Annotated in this window: 19 protein-coding genes; 3 read left to right on the forward strand and 16 right to left on the reverse strand. The window is 58.0% G+C overall.

All coding sequences use genetic code 11. The features are described 5' to 3' along the window. Positions 1 to 30: 30 nt before the first annotated feature. The 4 genes from AB4N73_RS03495 to puuE all read right to left on the reverse strand — a co-directional run bounded on the left by AB4N73_RS03495 (position 31) and on the right by puuE (position 3,175). Positions 31 to 534, reverse strand: a complete 504-nt coding sequence (locus AB4N73_RS03495) for an ureidoglycolate lyase (RefSeq protein ID WP_016773758.1) — start codon at positions 532 to 534, stop codon at positions 31 to 33. A 119-nt stretch (positions 535 to 653) separates the two neighbouring features. Then, entirely contained in the window at positions 654 to 1,649 is a 996-nt protein-coding gene (gene alc / locus AB4N73_RS03500) for an allantoicase (protein WP_016773759.1), read from the reverse strand. Between the two features lie 87 nt (positions 1,650 to 1,736). Further along, on the reverse strand, positions 1,737 to 2,252 hold the full coding sequence (uraD, locus tag AB4N73_RS03505; RefSeq protein WP_252877737.1) for a 2-oxo-4-hydroxy-4-carboxy-5-ureidoimidazoline decarboxylase: 516 nt from the start codon (positions 2,250 to 2,252) through the stop codon (positions 1,737 to 1,739). After that, positions 2,249 to 3,175, reverse strand: coding sequence for an allantoinase PuuE (gene puuE, locus AB4N73_RS03510; RefSeq protein ID WP_056784025.1), 927 nt, complete (start codon positions 3,173 to 3,175; stop codon positions 2,249 to 2,251). Before puuE ends, uraD begins: the two co-directional genes overlap by 4 nt. Before the next feature lie 420 nt (positions 3,176 to 3,595). Between puuE and uraH the strand changes: the two genes are divergently transcribed. Beyond that, complete coding sequence (gene uraH / locus AB4N73_RS03515) at positions 3,596 to 3,949, forward strand: hydroxyisourate hydrolase (RefSeq protein WP_041479332.1); 354 nt, start codon at positions 3,596 to 3,598, stop codon at positions 3,947 to 3,949. A 127-nt stretch (positions 3,950 to 4,076) separates the two neighbouring features. Here the strand turns inward: uraH and AB4N73_RS03520 are convergent, their stop codons facing one another. The 6 genes from AB4N73_RS03520 to AB4N73_RS03545 form a co-directional block, all read right to left on the reverse strand. Further along, positions 4,077 to 5,915 (reverse strand): hypothetical protein, encoded by a 1,839-nt coding sequence (locus AB4N73_RS03520; protein WP_460142918.1) that lies wholly within the window; start codon positions 5,913 to 5,915, stop codon positions 4,077 to 4,079. Between the two features lie 96 nt (positions 5,916 to 6,011). Next, positions 6,012 to 7,760 (reverse strand): hypothetical protein, encoded by a 1,749-nt coding sequence (locus AB4N73_RS03525; protein WP_460142919.1) that lies wholly within the window; start codon positions 7,758 to 7,760, stop codon positions 6,012 to 6,014. A 98-nt stretch (positions 7,761 to 7,858) separates the two neighbouring features. Then, positions 7,859 to 9,532: a hypothetical protein gene (locus AB4N73_RS03530; RefSeq protein WP_460142920.1), complete on the reverse strand. Its 1,674-nt coding sequence runs from the start codon at positions 9,530 to 9,532 to the stop codon at positions 7,859 to 7,861. A 193-nt stretch (positions 9,533 to 9,725) separates the two neighbouring features. Continuing rightward, the gene (locus AB4N73_RS03535) at positions 9,726 to 10,355 is read right to left on the reverse strand and encodes a LysE family translocator (RefSeq protein ID WP_041479336.1); all 630 of its coding nucleotides are present in this window, start codon (positions 10,353 to 10,355) and stop codon (positions 9,726 to 9,728) included. An 85-nt stretch (positions 10,356 to 10,440) separates the two neighbouring features. Next, complete coding sequence (locus AB4N73_RS03540; protein WP_024012217.1) at positions 10,441 to 11,790, reverse strand: NCS2 family permease; 1,350 nt, start codon at positions 11,788 to 11,790, stop codon at positions 10,441 to 10,443. Positions 11,791 to 12,079: 289 nt separating this feature from the next. Beyond that, on the reverse strand, positions 12,080 to 12,526 hold the full coding sequence (locus AB4N73_RS03545; RefSeq protein ID WP_056786765.1) for a MarR family winged helix-turn-helix transcriptional regulator: 447 nt from the start codon (positions 12,524 to 12,526) through the stop codon (positions 12,080 to 12,082). Between the two features lie 81 nt (positions 12,527 to 12,607). On the opposite strand from AB4N73_RS03545, the gene AB4N73_RS03550 reads away from it, so the two are divergent. After that, positions 12,608 to 13,774 (forward strand): aminotransferase-like domain-containing protein, encoded by a 1,167-nt coding sequence (locus tag AB4N73_RS03550; protein WP_460142921.1) that lies wholly within the window; start codon positions 12,608 to 12,610, stop codon positions 13,772 to 13,774. Positions 13,775 to 13,911: 137 nt separating this feature from the next. Here the strand turns inward: AB4N73_RS03550 and AB4N73_RS03555 are convergent, their stop codons facing one another. The 5 genes from AB4N73_RS03555 to AB4N73_RS03575 form a co-directional block, all read right to left on the reverse strand. Beyond that, positions 13,912 to 14,283, reverse strand: coding sequence for a glutathione S-transferase N-terminal domain-containing protein (locus tag AB4N73_RS03555; protein WP_095180792.1), 372 nt, complete (start codon positions 14,281 to 14,283; stop codon positions 13,912 to 13,914). A 102-nt stretch (positions 14,284 to 14,385) separates the two neighbouring features. Then, positions 14,386 to 14,931 carry a GTP cyclohydrolase I FolE gene (gene folE, locus AB4N73_RS03560; RefSeq protein WP_011062625.1) on the reverse strand — a complete coding sequence of 182 codons (546 nt, stop codon included), beginning with the start codon at positions 14,929 to 14,931 and terminating at the stop codon, positions 14,386 to 14,388. Between the two features lie 77 nt (positions 14,932 to 15,008). Next, complete coding sequence (locus tag AB4N73_RS03565; RefSeq protein WP_252883427.1) at positions 15,009 to 15,566, reverse strand: Smr/MutS family protein; 558 nt, start codon at positions 15,564 to 15,566, stop codon at positions 15,009 to 15,011. Positions 15,567 to 15,640: 74 nt separating this feature from the next. Next, on the reverse strand, positions 15,641 to 15,961 hold the full coding sequence (locus tag AB4N73_RS03570; RefSeq protein WP_041479344.1) for a hypothetical protein: 321 nt from the start codon (positions 15,959 to 15,961) through the stop codon (positions 15,641 to 15,643). A gap of 131 nt (positions 15,962 to 16,092) precedes the next feature. Further along, complete coding sequence (locus AB4N73_RS03575) at positions 16,093 to 16,683, reverse strand: cysteine hydrolase family protein (protein ID WP_016773772.1); 591 nt, start codon at positions 16,681 to 16,683, stop codon at positions 16,093 to 16,095. A 239-nt stretch (positions 16,684 to 16,922) separates the two neighbouring features. On the opposite strand from AB4N73_RS03575, the gene prmB reads away from it, so the two are divergent. After that, positions 16,923 to 17,831, forward strand: coding sequence for a 50S ribosomal protein L3 N(5)-glutamine methyltransferase (gene prmB, locus AB4N73_RS03580; protein ID WP_016773773.1), 909 nt, complete (start codon positions 16,923 to 16,925; stop codon positions 17,829 to 17,831). A 134-nt stretch (positions 17,832 to 17,965) separates the two neighbouring features. Here the strand turns inward: prmB and AB4N73_RS03585 are convergent, their stop codons facing one another. Then, positions 17,966 to 18,757, reverse strand: coding sequence for a hypothetical protein (locus tag AB4N73_RS03585; RefSeq protein ID WP_460142922.1), 792 nt, complete (start codon positions 18,755 to 18,757; stop codon positions 17,966 to 17,968). Positions 18,758 to 18,814: the final 57 nt, after the last annotated feature.

The following is an 18,814-nucleotide window of genomic DNA, read 5'->3' on the forward strand; positions in this document are numbered from 1 at the left end:
ACTCTTGTTGTCGAGTGATCAGACCTTCTCTTATTGGTGGGGGGCGAGGATCAACCGCTCATCCTCTTTGAAAAAATGCTCATCGCAGTTATTGCCTGTGCCACTGCGATCAACCACCAGGAAGTCATCCCGCTTTTCGATCGTCAGCACCGGGTGGTGCCAAACGCCGCGATGGTAATTAATGCCCTGCCTGCCGTTGGTGACGAAGGCGCGGACCAAGCCTGATACAGGTTCATCGCCAACTGGCGCGACCACGATCAGAAAGGGGTTGCCGAGCAGCGGTATGAAAGCCTGGCTGCCCAGCGGATGGCGTTCCAGCATGCAAACGGTCAGCGGCATGTCCTGCGCGTCGGCGCGGAAAATGCTGATGATTGCGTTGTCCTCAGGCGTCGCGGTTTCGACCGTCGCCAGTTTGTGGAAGCGCATGGTCGAACCGTTGTTGATCATGAAGTGATCGCTGCCGTCGGTTTCGATCACGTCACCGAAAGGGGCGAAGGCTTCTTTGGTCAGCGGTTCAATCGTCAGTGTGCGCATGCTGTTCTTCTTTTCCGAATTCTGTTTTGTTGGTTCTGACGCTTTCGCGAGCAGGCTCGCTCCCACCTTTGGAATGCTATTCCCTGTGGGAGCGAGCCTGCTCGCGAACGGATTCAACCCTATTTAGCGACCTTGCCGAGTACACGCAGGCGACTCACGCCACCATCCGGGAACACGTTCAGGCGGATGTGGGTGATCGGGCCGAGTGCCTTGATCTGCTCGACGAAGGTGTGTTCGGCGTGCATTTCCAGCTTCTGGCTTGGCAGCAGTTCGCGCCAGAATAGCGACTGGGTTTCGATCTGGCTGTCGGTGCCGCCTTTCACGAACGCGCCCTGGATCGAGCAAGTGTCCGGGTAGTTGCCTTTGAAGTGCAGGGTGTCGACGACGATCTTCTCGATCTCGCCCGGATGACCCAGCGCGACGATCACCCAGTCATTGCCCGGCGTGCGACGACGCGCGGTTTCCCAGCCGTCGCCCATGTTGATGCCACGGCCCGGGTTGAGGATGTTGCTCATGCGGCCGAAGTGTTCGTCGGAGCAGGCGAGGGCGCGGCCACCATTGAGGGCTGCGGCCAAGTCCACTTGCTCGTTGTCGCCAACAGCAGACCAGTCGCGGAACGGAATGCCGTACACACGCAGACGGGCAACACCACCGTCCGGGTAGATGTTGAAGCGCAGGTGGCTGAACGCTTTGTCGTTGCTGATTTCGTGGTAGTGGTGGCTGTTGCCCTGCAACTCGACGGCCGACAGCACTTCGGTCCACTGGGTGTTTTCATCCGGCTCGCCCGACGCCAGGAAGCAGGCTTCCAGCGAGGCGGATGGCGGATAGTTACCGGTGAAGAATGAAGTGTCGATGTCCACGCCTTTGATCGAGCCCGGTACGCCCAGACGGATCACCGCGCTGTCGAAACCTTCGAAGCGCTTGCGGCGCGACTCCCAGCCGTCCATCCACTTGCCGTTGTCATCGAACACGCCCTCCTTCCATACGGCCGGGGTCGGTTGGAACAGACGATTGGCGTCTGCGAACCAGTCATCGGTGACCGAGATGATTTTGGTGCCCAGACGGGCGTCGGCCAGGTTGACGTATTTTTCGAAAGGTACGGCGTAAGCTTTCATTCTTCTTGTCTGCCTTTGATAAGTTGGCTGGGGATGCTCGCAGGGCCCTGGGCGTTTGCGCGTTCATTCACGCTCGGGCCAGGCTTGCTAAAGAGTCAGTAAACGGAACAGGGCAATCTTGTTGATCTCCGCCAGCGCGCATTTGAACTCGGCTTCCACCGAATGGTTGATGCGCGTTTCGAACGCCGCGAGGATCTGATGCCGGTTGCTGCCTTTTACCGCCATGATGAAGGGAAACTTGAACTTGGCTTTGTAGGCGTCGTTCAGCTCGGTGAAGCGCTGGAACTCTTCGGCCGTGCATTGGTGAATACCGGCGCCAGCCTGTTCATTGGTGCTGGCTTCGGTCAGTTGGCCCTGGACGGCAGCTTTGCCGGCCAGGTCCGGGTGAGCGTTGATCAGGGCCAGCTGGCTGGCATGATCGGCGCTCAACAGGATATCGCTCATGCGCTGATGCAGGGTTTCGATCTCGTCGATCGAAGCGTCCGCACCGAGGTCGTAGGCCTTTTCGGCCACCCATGGCGAATGTTCGTAGATGTCGGCGAAGGCTTTGACGAAAGCGTCGCGGCTCAGGGTCGACGGTTGCAGGGTTTGAAAGCGGCTCATTTTGCAGTCCCTTGGTACGGGTGGGTTTCTTGCCAGTGACGCGCGATGTCGACGCGACGGCTGAACCACACCTGTTCATGACTTTTGGCGTATTCGATAAAGCGCTTGAGCGAAGCGAGGCGACCAGGACGGCCGATCAGGCGGCAGTGCAGACCGATCGAAAGCATTTTCGGCGCCTCGGCACCTTCGGCGTAGAGCACGTCGAACGCGTCTTTGAGGTATTCGAAGAAATCGTCACCCTTGTTGAAACCCTGCACTTGCGTGAAACGCATGTCGTTGGTGTCGAGGGTGTAGGGGATCACCAGATGCGGCTTACCGGTCGGGTTGTTCGGTTCCCAGTAGGGCAGGTCGTCGTCGTAGGTGTCGCAGTCGTAGAGGAAACCGCCTTCTTCCATGACCAGCCGACGGGTATTCGGCCCGGTACGGCCGGTGTACCAGCCCAGCGGACGTTCGCCGGTCAGTTCGGTGAGGATGCGGATCGCTTCGAGCATGTGCTCGCGTTCCTGCGCTTCGTCCATGTACTGGTAGTCGATCCAGCGGTAGCCGTGGCTGCAGATTTCGTGGCCGGCCTCGACCATCGCACGGATCACGTCCGGGTGACGCTGGGCGGCCATGGCCACGGCGAAGATGGTCAGCGGAATATCGAATTCCTTGAACAGCTTCAAAATGCGCCAGACGCCGGCGCGGCTGCCATACTCGTAAAGCGATTCCATGCTCATGTTGCGCGCGCCCTGCAGCGGCTGGGCAGCGACCATCTCGGAGAGGAAGGCTTCGGATTCCTTGTCGCCGTGCAGAACATTGCGCTCGCCACCCTCTTCGTAATTGAGCACGAAGGACAGGGCGATCCGGGCATTGCCCGGCCAGTGTGGGTGAGGAGGGTTACTGCCGTAACCGATCAGGTCGCGTGGGTAGTCAGCGCTCACTGCAGTCTTCCTTCTTGTACGTTGACAGATTGGTGTGGCGGCCTGGCAGGCTGGCGTCACAGCGATGGGCTGATTGTATACAACTTTATTTACATTTTGTAAGCCTGAATTTTCGCATTTTTCACCGGCCGTCATCTTTTGCTGTTAATGGTTCCGGCCTGCAAGAAACCTGCCTGACCAGTCAGCTAATGAATAGAAGGTTCAATGATCAGGCGCTTTGGCTACAGATTGGCGATAAAGGCCCGGATGGCGGGGGTAAGGCGAAAAATGTCGTTTTTATTGTGTACAATTTTTTTGAAAAGTGTCTTAATCAGTCGCTCGCCGCAGCGTTTCGTGCTCCGAAACGGTGCGGTCTCCTTTTCAACTGACTTCGGGAGGCGCGAAGTCTGACCGCTTGTTGCGGCCGGGCGCGCAGAATCAATGGGACGTTTGACAACACACGTTTTGGACGCTGCACACGGTTGCCCGGGCAGCTCGATCAAGGTCGAGCTGTACCGCGTTGAAGGGTCGCACCTGGAATTGGTCGCCAGTGCGACAACCAACAGTGATGGCCGGGTCGATGCGCCGCTGCTGCAGGGCGATGATTACCGCACCGGGGTTTATCAGGTGCAGTTCCATGCCGGCGATTACTACCGCGCCCGGGGCGTGCAACTGCCCGAGCCGGCCTTCTTGGACGTGGTGGTGCTGCGTTTCGGCATCTCCGCCGAGCAGGAGCACTATCACGTGCCCCTGCTGATTTCGCCTTACAGCTATTCCACGTATCGGGGCAGCTGACCCCCAAGCAGCTGCCCCCACCGGGAAGCGACTGCGCATATAGCTTCTTTGGTCTTTCGCCCGCTCACACTGCGGGCTTTTTTTATGCCTGTTTACAGCTCATCTGCCGGTGCAGGCGGGTAGCGGCTCAGCGCTCGCGGATAATGAATACCGAATCTGGCGTGGACGCGACCTTCAATACGCCCCCGATCAGCCATACCACTTTGTTCTGCGCGGCTGCATCGGTCAGTGCCTTGAAGGCGTCCTGACCGATTCTGGCGGGCAAGCCCGGTTCCGCCAGTTCGTTGCCAGGCACATGAGTCAGGCCGGCCTGACTGATCGCACCCAGTTTCAAAAAGAAGATCTGATCGTGACCGGCTCGTTTGAAGACCAGCGTCGGCATTCTGTGCTCATAAGTCAGTGGAAACAGCTCGTAACCACAGCCGACCAGCAACGCGCCGAGCAATCGCCGCAGATTCAGATCCGAGGGATAGGTCTTGTAATGATTCCAGGCAGAGGGGAAATGCTGCGGATCGAAGCTCAGGCGTTGCAATTCGCTGTCGGTCTGGGAAGGCATCGGAATAAGCCGTTTGCTTCCCAGGTCGATGTCCGGCGCAACGGCCAGCATGTTCAGCGGGTCGGCAAAATCGGGAGCTGTGGAAAACGGCAGTTGTTTCCACTGATGCAGAACGGCCTGGACATTGATCAATCCGGTGCCGGTAATCGTCTCGGAGTGATCGGCGAGTTCGAACAACCTGCGGGCGACGGCCCTTGCTGTTGCTTCAGAGAAATCGGGGAACGCGCGAGCGACGGACGTTGATATCGGCTCTTCAAAAAAACGTTTGCCCGGATGGACCTCACCCGGATCACTGCCGATGCGAAAAGTCGCTACCGGCTGTCGCTCGGGCATGTTTATCAGCATGCTTTCGAAAGTATTGAAATCTGTCGGGACAAACTCGGGATGACATACGAAATACACTTTGGGTGTCGTGTTCGAGCCGACAGGGACGATTGGATAATGCAGCCAGCCAAGCTGTACCGATTCGATGTGCACAGGTTTGTTCAGGTGCCCCCGGGGCAGCCAGAAATATGGGGTCAGCTCCTCAGGCGGAGTCGTGGCTTTCGACGCGGTAAGTGTTTCTGTGGCCTCGGCAAGTCGTGGACGCTTGCTCGGGCCGGGTACTGCGTTGTCGGACTGGCTGGCTTCGGGCTTGGTACCTGATGGCTTCGTCCCGGGTGTTTTTCGCCGCCAGAAAACGGTGCCGGGGATTTGCTCGAAGAAAACGTCGGGTGCATTGGTCGTTGAGGCAAACGCTTGTTGATATTCACCGTCCTGGTTTTTGCGCACCATGACGGTGCCGTCTACCGTGGTTACGAAGGTCTGCCTGAGTCTGTTGTAACGAAGGCCTTCTGTCGCCATTTCCGGCTTGGTCAACGTCATGGCGTCGGCCGGCGAGATGTATGAGGGCAAGTGTGGTGTGGAGGACGCAGGCCGGTTGGAGGGCCTCTCGGGCCGCTGGATTTGCCAGATCGCCTGACCCTCGGTTCGCGTCAGAGGCAGGCCGGGCACGCCGGGCGCGAAGGTCAGTGGCACATGGTAGTTGCCTTGCCCGTCCTGCTCGACGACAAACTGGCCTTCATTGGCGATTTGAGCGTAGGTGCGCTGATCCGGTCCAGTGAACAAGCCATCGTTCTGCGTCACCGGCACCAATTCGTGGAAGCGCTCTTGCGGCCAGGCGATTGCGGTCCGAGTGGCGCTGAAATCATGCGCTGCTTCTGGCAACGCATGAAGGCTGACCGTGGGCACTGCGTTGGCTGCGGCAGAGGTGGCTGGCGCTTGGCTGATCGCCGGCGAATCGATGCCCAGGAGCAGGGCGTCAGGCATGTCCAGACCCACATTTTTGACGAGGGGCGGTGATCCGGGATGTGTGGCATCGGGCGAATCGGGCGATTTTATGGTCGGGATTTTTTTGGGTGATTTGGCCATGGGAAATACTCGGAAAAAGAGCGCGCAGACGCGTGCGGGTGCCGCGTAGACAGTACGCTGATAAAAAAAGGGTGTTTGTTGACGGGTTACCGCGAATTACGCGGGAGGCACTTTCATCAGCGAAACAGGGCGGAAAATGTTGGTCTGGTGACTGCAGCGATTCACTACTCTTAACGCAGACTTTTCGATGCGGGATTTGTCGGCACGCAATACCCAGCCATGGGCGGCCAGGTTGTAGCCCACGCGCGCGGTTTCGTCGTTGACGCAGATAACGTTCCAGACTTTGACTTCGTCGTTGGCCAATGCGGCAAGATATGGCGGGAGCGCTTTTGAGGCGTCGGGCTCTTCGAAAAAACGTGCATCAAGCCCATCCAGATAAATGCGATCAAAGACCAGATCGACCGTGTGCACAACTCCACCGGTGGTAATAACGCGGATTTGATCTATCAGATCTTCGCTTCCATAGACCGGCAGATAAAAAGTGGTTGTGCCGATGGAGAGTCGGTTTTCTTCCAGCCTTATTTCGACCTTGCCGAGCTGCGTTGCATCAAGTTCCCAAGTGGATGAATAGGGCAGGCGAACTTTGGCATCGGCAAGTGCGCCGGGAGTCGAGAGTTTGATGGTCATGTCCGGGAGTACGTGGATGAGATAACTCGAACCTTCTCCTTCGTAGTTGTCCATGTCGGTTTGCACGGCCAGTCGAATCGGCGTTGCGCAAACTCTTGTACGGCCCATCGGTTCAGCTGCTTTTTCAGCCAGATTGTGAAAGTAGCGCGGAGAGCGAACCTCGAGCGGCAGTTTCATCTGGGTCACCCAATCCCGCGATACCGTGAAATCCGTAAAGGCAGGTGCGATTTCGGTTTGCGCTGTAAGCTCGGCATCTGCAACGACGCCATCCTTGAAGATCAATACGTAACGGCTGAACGGACGAACAGCCATGGTGCGCAGGATCTTCGTAATATTGTCGTGATCGTCTTCGTTACGCGCAGCGGAGTAATAATTGAGCTTGATGCTTTTCGCGCCGAAGTGATAGACGAGATGGCAACCAACAGTCAGGTGATATGACTTGGGTTTGTCCGAGAAAAAATGCGCCTCCGCTTTTGTCAGCTCGTCGCTGCGGAAATCCAGATATATCCGGGTAATGACATCAGAACGTAAAACTGCGTAAAAAGTGGTTGTCTTGCCGGTTCTCGGGACGTAATAGGCAGCGGGTTTGCGGTGGCGGATCCAGCATTCCGCTGCATAAATAATGATCGGGTTTACCGGTTTTCCACGTTTGAGGAAGATTTCGGTTATTTCTACGGTGTGGCCGTCCGGGATTGTGTCTGGCAGATCAAGTCTGAAATGGAAATCATCGCTGGTTACGAAAACCAGGTTTTTGTTGCTCAGCTTTCTAGTGTGTTCGGTGTTCGTATAAACGTCATGAATGGTCAACACGTTTTTGAGGTGGTCAGACGTTTCGAAACCTGAGCGGATGACCAGGTCGTTACCCTCGATATCAAAGGATTCAATCAACTCCTTGCGCCAGTTCATGACGATGTAGCTGGTCTGTTCACCATCATCGACAATGGAAAAACGGCCCGCCACATGCGCAATGTAATATTGATCGGTGCCGGCGCCTCCCGACGCTTTTGCTCTTTCGTGAGAGAGAAATATCTGGTCGTCCCCAGCGCCAGCTTCAATGCTGTCGCTGCCCCGGGATTTGATGATGTTGTTTTGCGCGGAGCCCGTTACCACGCTTGCCGCGCGATGGACTGTCTCAACGTTTTCGATGCTGTCCAGCAAACTGTGCAGGATAGATATCCGGTTATTGTCGGCATCGACATCGCTCGTGATGATCTGCAATGTTCCAGCCAGCAGATCTACGTCATAGCCAGTTCTGTTGGTATTTCGGGAGGAGTAGCTGCCGCCGAGTACCAGTGTGTCATTTCCTGCGCCGCCGCTCAGCGTCGAATGATCTGCGACATGGCGACCCCTTTCAAGGAAGTCCGCTGCGTTCTCAAACAGGAATTGGTCATTTTCTTCGCCGCCCGAAAGTTGTTTTTTTCCTGACTTGTAATGGAAGGTGTTGGGTTTTTTTCTACCCCTCTGATCGAGTCGTTGCCCTCGCTGATAAACCAGAGAACGTTCTTGCCCTCTGCGGCGACCCCCAACTCCGCGCCGGGTGTATCTTTTGTTACCCCCGCCCGTGCATCAATGATGTCATCAGTGCCTACCACTTCAGGGACATTGACCGATTCCCACGCATCCTGTTTGGTCCACCAGTTTCGTTTCCAGACCCGCGTTGGTTTCAGACGCACATCGAACTTGCCGTTGACGATGGCTTCGGTGGTCTCTTTCAAGGGGCCATCGAGCAGCGTTCTGGCGGACTTTTTCAGTTGCAGAGAGTGCTGCAACAGCGTCTTTGCCTTGATATAGCGGTTTTGAACGCTTTGATCGACCTCCATCATGCAGAACGAAAACCAACCGCTACGCCACCGTTCATCGACAGTCAATTCAATGTAGTCATCTATATCGTCAACGATACGCACCGCACCGTAGACCTGTGAGCCAATGGCGAGGATCGCGCCGGCTGCAAGTCCGACAGGGCCGGCAAACGAGAACCCGGCCATCGCGGCGGACCCGAGGATGACAGTCATGGCTGCACTGGTAATGCTCAGGCCAGCGCTGACGTAGTGATCCATCGCTTCTTTGCCGGTGGCATTCTGAGCGGCGTTCATCGACCTCACGGCGGTAAAGATGTCGAAGGGCAGCGTCAGCATGCCGCCGACCAACCCTCCCGATCGACCCAATCTGAGTGCAAAGCGGGTTTTGGCGAAGTCCCGATAAGCACTTTGCCCGGCTGTGAGCATCTGCGTGGCTATCTTGCTCACCGCGACATCGGCCGCGATGGAGCCCAGCTCCGATACAATGCCTGCGCTGTTTATCGCCATTTCAGCAGTGTTTTCGGCTTTGATCGCATCGACAACGCCGCGAATTCCCATAAAGATGCCGAAGCCCTGGATGCCCACGCTGGAGCCCAGCGTCGCGTAACTTTTGGTCAATGCGGCCCAGCGGGGATGATGTTTGGGGACGTGCACGTGTTGCAGATCAAGCGACTGTGCGGCACTCAGAAGTTTGACAAGTTTGTCGCGGTAATTGCCGGATACAGTATCTGCAGCACTCTCCCTCAAGAGCCGGGGAGCGGTGAGCGGGCGCTGGCTGGCCATTTCAAACAGGAGCGTGGGCAACAAGTAGCTATCGCTGCCCGTTGAAGTTTTCAGGTAGTGTTCAACTTTATTGGCGTCGAACTGCAGGCTATTGATAAAAGAGCGTTTGGGGCGGCGAAAGAAACTGTTCTCGCCATTCAACGGATGACCATCAATGGTCGCGCCTAATCCGTCGAGTGCAGTACGGGTAATCGAAATGTCGCCAATTTCGAAAGGGCCGAAAACTTCGTCCACCATTTGCAACTGACTCGATTTTTCGTTAGTTCGGCTCTGATCGATGGTTGAGGGCTTGTATTCGTTGGCTTCATAGCCCAGATCCATGATTATTACGGTATCGGAAACAGGTTGCAGGTCCGCATGTATTGAAGGGTCGGTTTGTGCTGTTGCTTCGCTTATCAGTGTGGCCATTAGAACTTCCTTGTTCCGGCAATTGTCGTTAAGGCGAAGAATATTACGTTGGCTTTTCCAGAGCTGTATATCGGGGGGTTGTTGCTATCTATTGCATATCAAAGATTGAATGTTGTTCGAGTTGAATTGATTCAAAACAACACATCATCCCGCCCGAGGTCCGTTCCGGCAGGATGATCAATAGTGGCGCTTTTCAGTGGCTGCCAAGCAACGACGCGGCGCCAGCACCACCAAATAGTCCGGCACTGACCCGATTGAACCAACTCTGGCCTTTGCCGCTGCGCAGATAACGTGCGGCGCCATGGGCGCCCAGGCCATAGGCCAGCTTGCAGCACAGATCGAGCACTACCCAGGTCGCGATCATGATCAGCAATTGCGGCAGAAAAGGTTGCTCAGCGCGGAGGAACTGCGGCAGAAACGCGGCGAAAAACAGGATGTCCTTCGGATTGCTCGCACCCAGTACAAAGGCGCGTCCGAACAATGTGCGAAAGCGCGGCACCGGTGCAGCCTCAGGTACTTCGGCGCCCGTCGATGGCTGCCGCGACTGCTGCCAGCTCTGCCAGGCGAGGTAGAACAGGTACAGCGCACCGACTATTTTCAGTGCGCTGAACAACTGCTCCGAAGCCATTAGCAATGCGCCGAGGCCAAGTGCCGACGCGCTGAGCAGGCAGATCGAGGCGATCACGCCACCCAGGAACGCGGGGTACGACCGGCGCAAACCGTAATTCAGACTGTTGCTGATCATCAGCAATGACAGCGGTCCCGGGATCAGGATCACCACCAGCGCAGCGCCACTGAACAGCAGCCAGGTTTCCAGACTCATCGTATTGCTCCTTTGTTGTTATCGAGATGTGCAAAAGCCCCACCGGTGAGGGTGAGGCTGGTTTGAAGCCTGAACCGCGCAGCGTTTACAGGAAGATGAACTTGGCGATGAAGATCGCGCAGAGCACCCACAGGCTGACGGAAATTTCCTTGTACTTGCCGGTGCCGGCCTTCAACGCGACGTAAGTGATGAAGCCCAGGGCGATGCCGTCGGCGACCGAAAAGGTCAGCGGCATCATGATCGCCGTGACGATCGCCGGAATGGCGTCGGTCGCTTCGTCCCATTCGATGTGGGCCATACCGCCCATCATCAGCATCGCCACGTAGATCAGTGCACCTGCCGTGGCATAAGCGGGAATCATGCCAGCCAGCGGTGCGAAAAACATGGCCGCTATAAATAGCACACCCACGGTGACGGCGGTAAGACCAGTCCGACCACCAGCGGCCACGCCAGCGGCACTTTCCACGTAACTTGTCACAGGTGGAACCCCCACCACGGCGCCGAATACGCTGGATGCGCTGTCAGCCTTCATGGCTCGGGAAAGATTCTCGATGCGACCGTCAGCGGCGACAAGGTTGGCGCGCTGGGCCACGCCCATCAGCGTACCGGCGGTGTCGAACATGTGCACGAAGAGGAAGGCGAGCACCACGCTGATCATGCTGACGTTGAACACGCCGGCGACGTTCATTGCCATCCAGGTCGGCGCCAGGCTCGGCGGCGCGGACATGATGCCCTCGTAGTGCACCAAACCCAGGCCCCAGCCGGCGAGGGTGACGGTGATGATGCTGATCAGGATCGCACCGAACACGCGGTGGTAACTGAGGATCGCGATCATCAGGAAGCAGATTGCGGCGAGCAGCGGGCCAGGTTCACGCAGCGAACCCAGCTTGATCAGTGTCGCCGGGCTGTCGACGACGATACCGGCCGTCTTCAGACCGATCAGGCCCAGAAACAGACCGACACCGGCGCCCATCGCGAACCGCAGGCTGACCGGGATACTGTTGAGCAGCCACTCGCGGATCCGCGAAAAGGTCAGGAACATGAACAGCACGCCAGAGACGAACACCGCGCCGAGGGCGGTTTCCCAGTTGTAGCCCATGGTGCCGACCACGGTGTAGGTGAAGAAGGCGTTGAGGCCCATGCCCGGTGCAAGCCCTACCGGCCAATTGGCATAGAGCCCCATCAACAGGCAACCGAGCGCAGCGGCGATGCAGGTGGCGACGAAGGCCGCACCGTGATCGATGCCTGCGTCGGCCATGATGTTCGGGTTGACGAAAATGATGTAAGCCATGGTGATGAAGGTTGTCAGACCGGCAATCAGCTCGGTCTTCACCGTGGTGCCGTGCAAGCTGAGTTTGAACAGACGCTCCAGCAGGCCATTGCGTAATGGCGGCGTGAGCTCGAGCGGCGGTGCTTCGGATTTGCGGCTTTCCACAGCGAGTACTCCTCAAGAGTTTTATTGTTATTTCCAGGGCCGGACCCATGAGGGGTGGCAGCGGCCCTTTGAGGCATACGCGAATTTGTTGACCGTATAGTCAGGAACTCGCACGCAGTGGATTATGCTTTTGTGTACAAATAAAGCAAATATTGTTTTTTGTTTTGTCGGCGATTTTTTTGCCGATAGGGATATATGGCTATCAGGATGGCTACGCGAGCAGGCTCGCTCACACAGGAGAATGCGTTCCAATGTGGGAGCGAGCCTGCTCGCGAAGAGGGCGGTCCTGTCAATCGAGTTGCAGCTGATTCCCCCCAAGCGCCAGATTCACCGCCAACCACCCATTCACCGCCGCTTCCCCAGCCTCGGCAAATACCCGCTCGAGCAATTTCACCTGCTCACGGCGCAGCGCTTGCTCGAACTTCGCGCCTTCCGCCGTCAGCTCAAGCAGGCGCTTACGCTTGTCCGTCTGCGAAGCGACGCTGTCGACCAGGTGCATTTCCTGCAACTGGCGCAGGGGCATGTTCAACGCTTGTTTGCTCACGCCCAGCAGGGCCAGCAACTCTTTTACGCTGAGGTTCGGATAGCGCGCGATGAAAAACACGATGCGCTGATGCACCCGCGAGAGGCCGCGACGCTCGAGCATTTCATCAGCCTTGGCAGTGAATGCCTGATAGCCGAAGAAAAACGCTTCCATGGCCTGTTGCTGAGTGGAGGGGTTTTTAAGGTCAAGCATGTTGACGTACTCGCTCAAGCTGTCGTAATTTCAGTCAACCAGTTTGACTCATTTCCTGCATGCCTTGCTACGGTGCCCTCCATGGCTTTTTCCGAACGTGTCTCGCGCCTCAAAAGTTCTTTGATCCGAGAAATCCTCGCGGCGGCCCAGCTTCCGGAGGTCATGTCGTTCGCCGGCGGTTTGCCCGCTGAGGCGATGTTGCCGAAGGTGGAGTGGGACGAGATGCCGTTATCGCTGGGTCAGTACGGCATGAGCGAAGGCGAGCCGGCCTTGCGCGAAGCTTTGGCGGCAGAGGCGAGGGCGCTGGGCCTCGAGTGCGATGCGAGTCAGGTGCTGGTGGTCAGTGGTTCCCAGCAAACTCTGGATCTGGCGGCTAAACTGTATATCGACAAGGGCACGGAGATTTTGCTGGAGGCGCCGACTTATCTGGCCGCGCTGCAAATCTTCCAACTGTTTGGCGCCGATTGCCTGACCGTGCCGCAGGAAGCCGACGGACCCAACCTGGCGCAACTGCGCAAACGTCTGGAACAACACCGTCCGGCGTTTATCTACCTGATCCCGACGTTTCAGAATCCTTCCGCCGTGCGCTACAGCGAGGCCAAGCGCGCCGCAGTCGCGGCATTGCTCGATGAATTTGGCGTCACGCTGATTGAAGATGAGCCATACCGCGAACTGACTTTCGATGGTGGCAGCGCGAAGCCGATTGCCGCGCGTCTGAGAAAAGCCAGCTGGATCTACACCGGCACCGTCTCGAAAACCTTGCTCCCGGGTTTGCGTGTCGGTTACTTGATCGCCAGTCCGGATCTGTTCCCGCACCTGCTCAAACTCAAGCAATCGGCGGACCTGCACACCAATCGCATCGGCCAGTGGCAGGCGCTGCAATGGATCGGCTCGCAGAAGTATCAACAGCATTTGAGCGAGTTGCGGGATTTCTATCGGCTGCGGCGAGATGCGTTTCAATTGGGGCTGGAAAGCCATTTTGCCGATCTGGCTGACTGGGACATGCCGCAAGGCGGACTGTTCTTCTGGCTGACGCTGAAGCAACCGCTGGATACGCGCACTTTGCTCAATGAGGCATTGGCCAATGATGTGGCATTCATGCCCGGTGAGCCGTTCTTTCCCGAGCCGGACAAGCATCATGGGCATTTGCGCCTGAATTTCAGCCACATCGATCCGGCGCGGCTGGATGAAGGGTTGAAGCGGTTGGCGGCGGTGGTGCGGCGGGCGCAGATGGAAAGGGCGGCCTAGCAAAAACGCCGGCTTAAGGGCCGGCGTTGTCAGTGCGGGCCTCTTCGCGAGCAGGCTCGCTCCCACAAAATGGAATGCGTTTCAAGGGTGGGAGCGAGCGCGCTCGCGAAGGCGGCTATCGCTCCAACCCGTTAACATCAGACCGCCGCAAACCGCTTATCCAGATAATCAATAATCACCTTGGATTCATACATCCAGGTTGTCTGCCCGTTCTCTTCAATTCGCAGGCAAGGCACTTTGATTCGGCCACCCTGTTCCAGCAGGGTCTGGCGATCCTGCTCGTTGTTCTTCGCGTCTTTCAGCGCCACCGGCACATTCAGGCGATGCAGGGCGCGGCGGGTTTTCACGCAGAACGGGCAGGCGTGAAATTGATACAGCGTCAGGTCCTTCGCGGCAGCGTCGACTTGCGCCTGAGCAGCGGTGGGGCGTTTTTTCTTCCCCGGGCGGGTAATAAAGTCGATGAAGATAACCAGTTGGCCGAGGCCGACACGAAGCGCTTTGACGAACACGTTGAAAGCCTCACGGTGCAAATGAAGAAGGCGCGCAGCTTACCCGATTTTTCACGGGCGAAAAAAAACCGGCGATCAACGCCGGCTCTTTTCTGTTGCGAATTACTTGATGAGGCTGAGGAATTCGCTACGGGTTGCCGCGTTTTCACGGAATTCACCGAGCATCACCGAAGTGATCATCGACGAATTCTGCTTTTCGACGCCGCGCATCATCATGCACATGTGCTTGGCTTCGATCACCACGGCCACGCCCAGCGCGCCGGTGACTTGTTGCACCGCATCGGCGATCTGGCGGCTGAGGTTTTCCTGAATCTGCAGGCGACGGGCGTACATATCGACGATCCGCGCAACCTTCGACAGGCCCAGCACTTTGCCGCTCGGGATATAGGCGACATGCGCCTTGCCGATGAACGGCAGCAGGTGGTGTTCGCACAACGAATACAGCTCGATGTCCTTGACCAGCACCATTTCGCTGTTGTCGGAGCTGAACAGGGCACCATTGGTGACCTCTTCGAGCGTCTGTGCATAACCGCGGCAGAGGTACTGCATGGCTTTGGCGGCACGCTTTGGCGTGTCGAGCAGGCCCTCGCGGGAGACGTCCTCGCCCAGTTGGCCGAGAATCGCGGTGTAATTCTGTTCCAGGGACATGAAACTACCTGTGGGGATTTTCGCAAAGGGCAAGGGTACGGTGGCGGACACAACCCTGCAAGTTCGGTGTGATGGCTTTATTCGTCGCGACCTTCCATCATCGTCCGTTTCAGCATCACATAAACCGCGCCGGCGCCGCCGTGACGGGCCTGGCAGGAGCAAAAGCCGAGGACTTGGGCGTGCTGGCGCAGCCAGGTGTTGACATGGCTTTTGATCATTGGCCGCTTGCCATCGAGGCGCACAGCCTTGCCATGAGTCACGCGTACGCAGCGGATTTCGAACTTGGTCGCTTCGGCGAGAAAGGCCCAAAGCGTTTCCCGGGCCTTTTCCACGCTCATGCCGTGCAGGTCGAGGCTGCCTTCGAACGGGATCTGCCCGACCTTGAGCTTGCGCATCTGGCTTTCCTGCACGCCGTCGCGGGACCACATCAGTTCGTCTTCCGGGCCGACGTCGATCACGAACTGGTCGGACAAGCCGTCAATGATGGTGGTTTCGCTGCGCACGGTGGCGGACTGACGCAGCTTGGCAATCTGCGCGCGGTCAGCCTTGGGTTTGCCGGTGTCGGCGCGGTCGTGCTTGATCGGCTTGACGCCCTGGATCGCACTTTTGAACAGAGAAAAATCGTCGTCTTGCATGTCAGCCTCCGCGAAGGGCGGCCAGTTTACCCAAGTCGACAGAAAACGGCCCGGCAAAAAGCCAGGCCGTTGGGTCAGTCGTGTTTTTTCATCAGATGCGGGGCCATGTTCAGTTCCCGCGATTGCCGTGCGCGACGGCGGCAGCGGCGCCACAGGGCAACGCCGAAATACAGAAACAGCAAGCCGACGGCGAGCATGATTGCCGAGCCCAGCGGTGATGCGTTCAGGTCACCCAGCGCCGGCGGGCGGCCGAGCAGGCTGGCTGCCCCGGCCATCGCCAGCAGCACGCCGAACGTCGCCAGAATGGCCGAGATCGCCGCGCCAAATCGAAAACGCCAGTTGCTTTGGCCTTTGGGCCGCAAACGGCGTGCGTCAAATCCATCGGATAACTTCATTCCGACCTTCCTCAATGGTATCGGCCCTTCGACCGGGAGTTGACCGGGTTGTTCCTGAGGCTATGGCATTTGCGGCAAATCAGCGGATATAGCGGATGAGCGGCGCCAACGCACCGCTCGCAAGGGCAGGATCAGATCAGGTCCTGAGTCTTGGCCAGCGTGGCGAAGTTGTCGGCCATGATCGCCATTTCCGCTTCCTGCACGCGTTCGGCGCTGAGTACACCGCCCTTGAACGGCAGATCGCGTGTCGCGCAGGCGTCTTCGACCAGGGTGCAGCGGAAACCGAGATTCTTCGCCGCGCGCACGGTGGTGCTGACGCTGGAGTGACTCATGAAACCGCAAACGATCAGGTCCAGCGAGCCGAGGTTCTGCAGGCGCTCGAGCAGTTCGGTGCCATGGAACGCGCTCGGCAGCAGTTTGCCGATAATGGTTTCATCACCCTGTGGTTCCAGACCGGGGATGAACTCGCCACGTTCGCCCTGCGGGTCGAACAGGCCACCCACGGTGCCGAGATGACGCACGTGCACGATCGGCCGACCGGCGGCACGGGCTGCGGCAACCACTTGTTTGATGTTCGCGACGGCCGCGTCCATGCCGCTCAGGGCCAGCGGGCCACTGAGGTATTCCTTCTGGGCATCGATGATGACCACGGTGGCATGGCTCAGTGTGGCCGCTGCGTAACCGCGGCCGCTGAGTTGAAACATCGTTTTTGGAACGGACATTCTGGGGCTCCTCGGGGTGGGGCTTTTGCGACATTGTCCTCTGGCTGAGCGGTTCTGTGAATCGCTACCATCGTAGGCGCCGTCGTTCTTGGCCTGCAGCCTTGTCAAGTTACACGTTCCGTTCAATGCCTGATGCAAAAAAAAGAAATCTCCTACCGTTGCCGCGCGGTTTTTCCTGCGTCGTCGTCGCGCGTTTTGGCTGCTAGAATCGCCAGTCGTTTTTTCTGGAGTTCTACGCCGTGATCACTTCCCGACTTCGTACCCTGCGCGACCACATCCGTTGGGCCGTCAGCCGCTTCCATGGGGAGGATCTGTTTTTCGGTCATGGCACCGACAACGCCTGGGACGAGGCGCGCCAGTTGGTACTGGGCGCTTTGCACCTGCCTTGGGAAATCGCCGACAGCTATCTTGATTGCGCGCTGGAAGACGACGAACTGGTCAATCTGCAGCGCTTGCTCAAGCGCCGCATCGAGGATCGCGTTCCCACCGCCTATCTGCTCGGCGAGGCCTGGTTCTGCGGCATGTCGTTCATCGTCGACCCGCGCGTGTTGATCCCGCGTTCGCCGATTGGTGAACTGATCGAAAACCGCTTTGCGCCGTGGATCGGCAACGAACCGGCGCGGATTCTCGACCTGTGCACTGGCTCCGGCTGCATCGGCATTGCTTGCGCTTACGAATTCCAGAATGCCGAGGTAGTGCTCGCGGACCTGTCGTTCGAGGCGCTGGAAGTGGCCAATCAGAACATCGAGCGCCATGGCGTCGATGAGCGCGTCTACACGGTGCAGGGTGATGGCTTCGATGGCTTGCCGGGTCAGCGTTTCGACCTGATCGTGTCGAACCCGCCCTACGTCGACGCGGAAGATTTCGCCGACATGCCGGACGAATATCAGCACGAGCCGGAGCTCGGTCTGGCCTGCGGTGATGATGGTCTGAATCTGGTCCGGCGCATGCTCGCCGAAGCGGCGGATCACCTGACCGAGAAAGGTTTGTTGATTGTCGAGGTGGGCAACAGCCAGGTGCACGTCGAGGCGTTGTACCCGGAAGTCGATTTCGCCTGGCTGGAGTTCCAGCGTGGTGGGCATGGCGTGTTCATGCTGACAGCCGAGCAGTGCCGCGCGCATCAGGCCCTGTTCGCGTCCCGCGTCTAAGGTTGTGACAGATCGTTCCCGCGCTCCGCGTGGGAATGCATCAATGGACGCTCTGTGTCCGCTTTTGGGACGCGGAGCGTCCCGGGCTGCATTCCCACGCAGAGCATGGGAACGATCAGTACGCGCTCAAGCCCTCAGCGGTGCGTAGCAATCCAGATCAACAACCCCGCCTGAAACACCGCAAATGCCACCAGACACGTAATGGTGAAACGCAGCCCGGCATCTTCGCGCTTGAACTTGCTGACTTTTTCTTCCTGCTTCTTCAGCTTCACTTCCTGCTCCGCGAGATTCTGTTCGGCCTGCTGGAGCATCTGCGCGGCTTCAAGAATTTCGACGATCTGCAGCTTTTCGCTGTTCCAGTCACCAAGCAGATCACCGAGCTGTACCGCCTTGATGCTGCCTTTCAAATGCTGGGCGTCGGCGTAAGCCACATCGAAACCGTGCACGCGCAGGAAATGGTCGCGACGCAAGCGAGTGTCTTCGTTGAGCGCGTCCTTGTTGTTCAGGTCCATGCCGTCGAAGGTGTAGCCGGGCCAGCGTTTTTTCGCCCAATTGATGCCTTGCGCAGCCATGAAGCGGCCGATACCGCGATTCAGCGGTTCAATCTGCAAGCCGCTATCGGGACCGAAGCTCACCCGTTTGCTCGCGTGGTCTACCCACACATCAAGATGATTCTGCTCTTTGCGCACGCGCTGGTTGGGCAGCTTGATCGCCATGCGCATCAGGCTGCGCTCTTTGCTGTTGCGCTCGGCGTAACCGAATTCGACAAAGCGCAACGGCCGGCCGCCGGTATTGCGGTCGGTCTGCAGCGGCGCCAGGCGGAGCATCTTGTGGTGCTCGGCCTGAACGTCCGCCCACGGCAGTTCGACCGCTGGCGGTGCGTCTTTTTCAGCGCTGGTGTCGGGTGAAGTCTGGGTTTCAGTCATAACGGCGAGATCCTGTCCAAGCCCTGCTTGCCGCCAGACGTTGCGCTGGCGACAAAG

The sequence above is a fragment of the Pseudomonas sp. S3_B08 genome, from assembly GCF_054667725.1.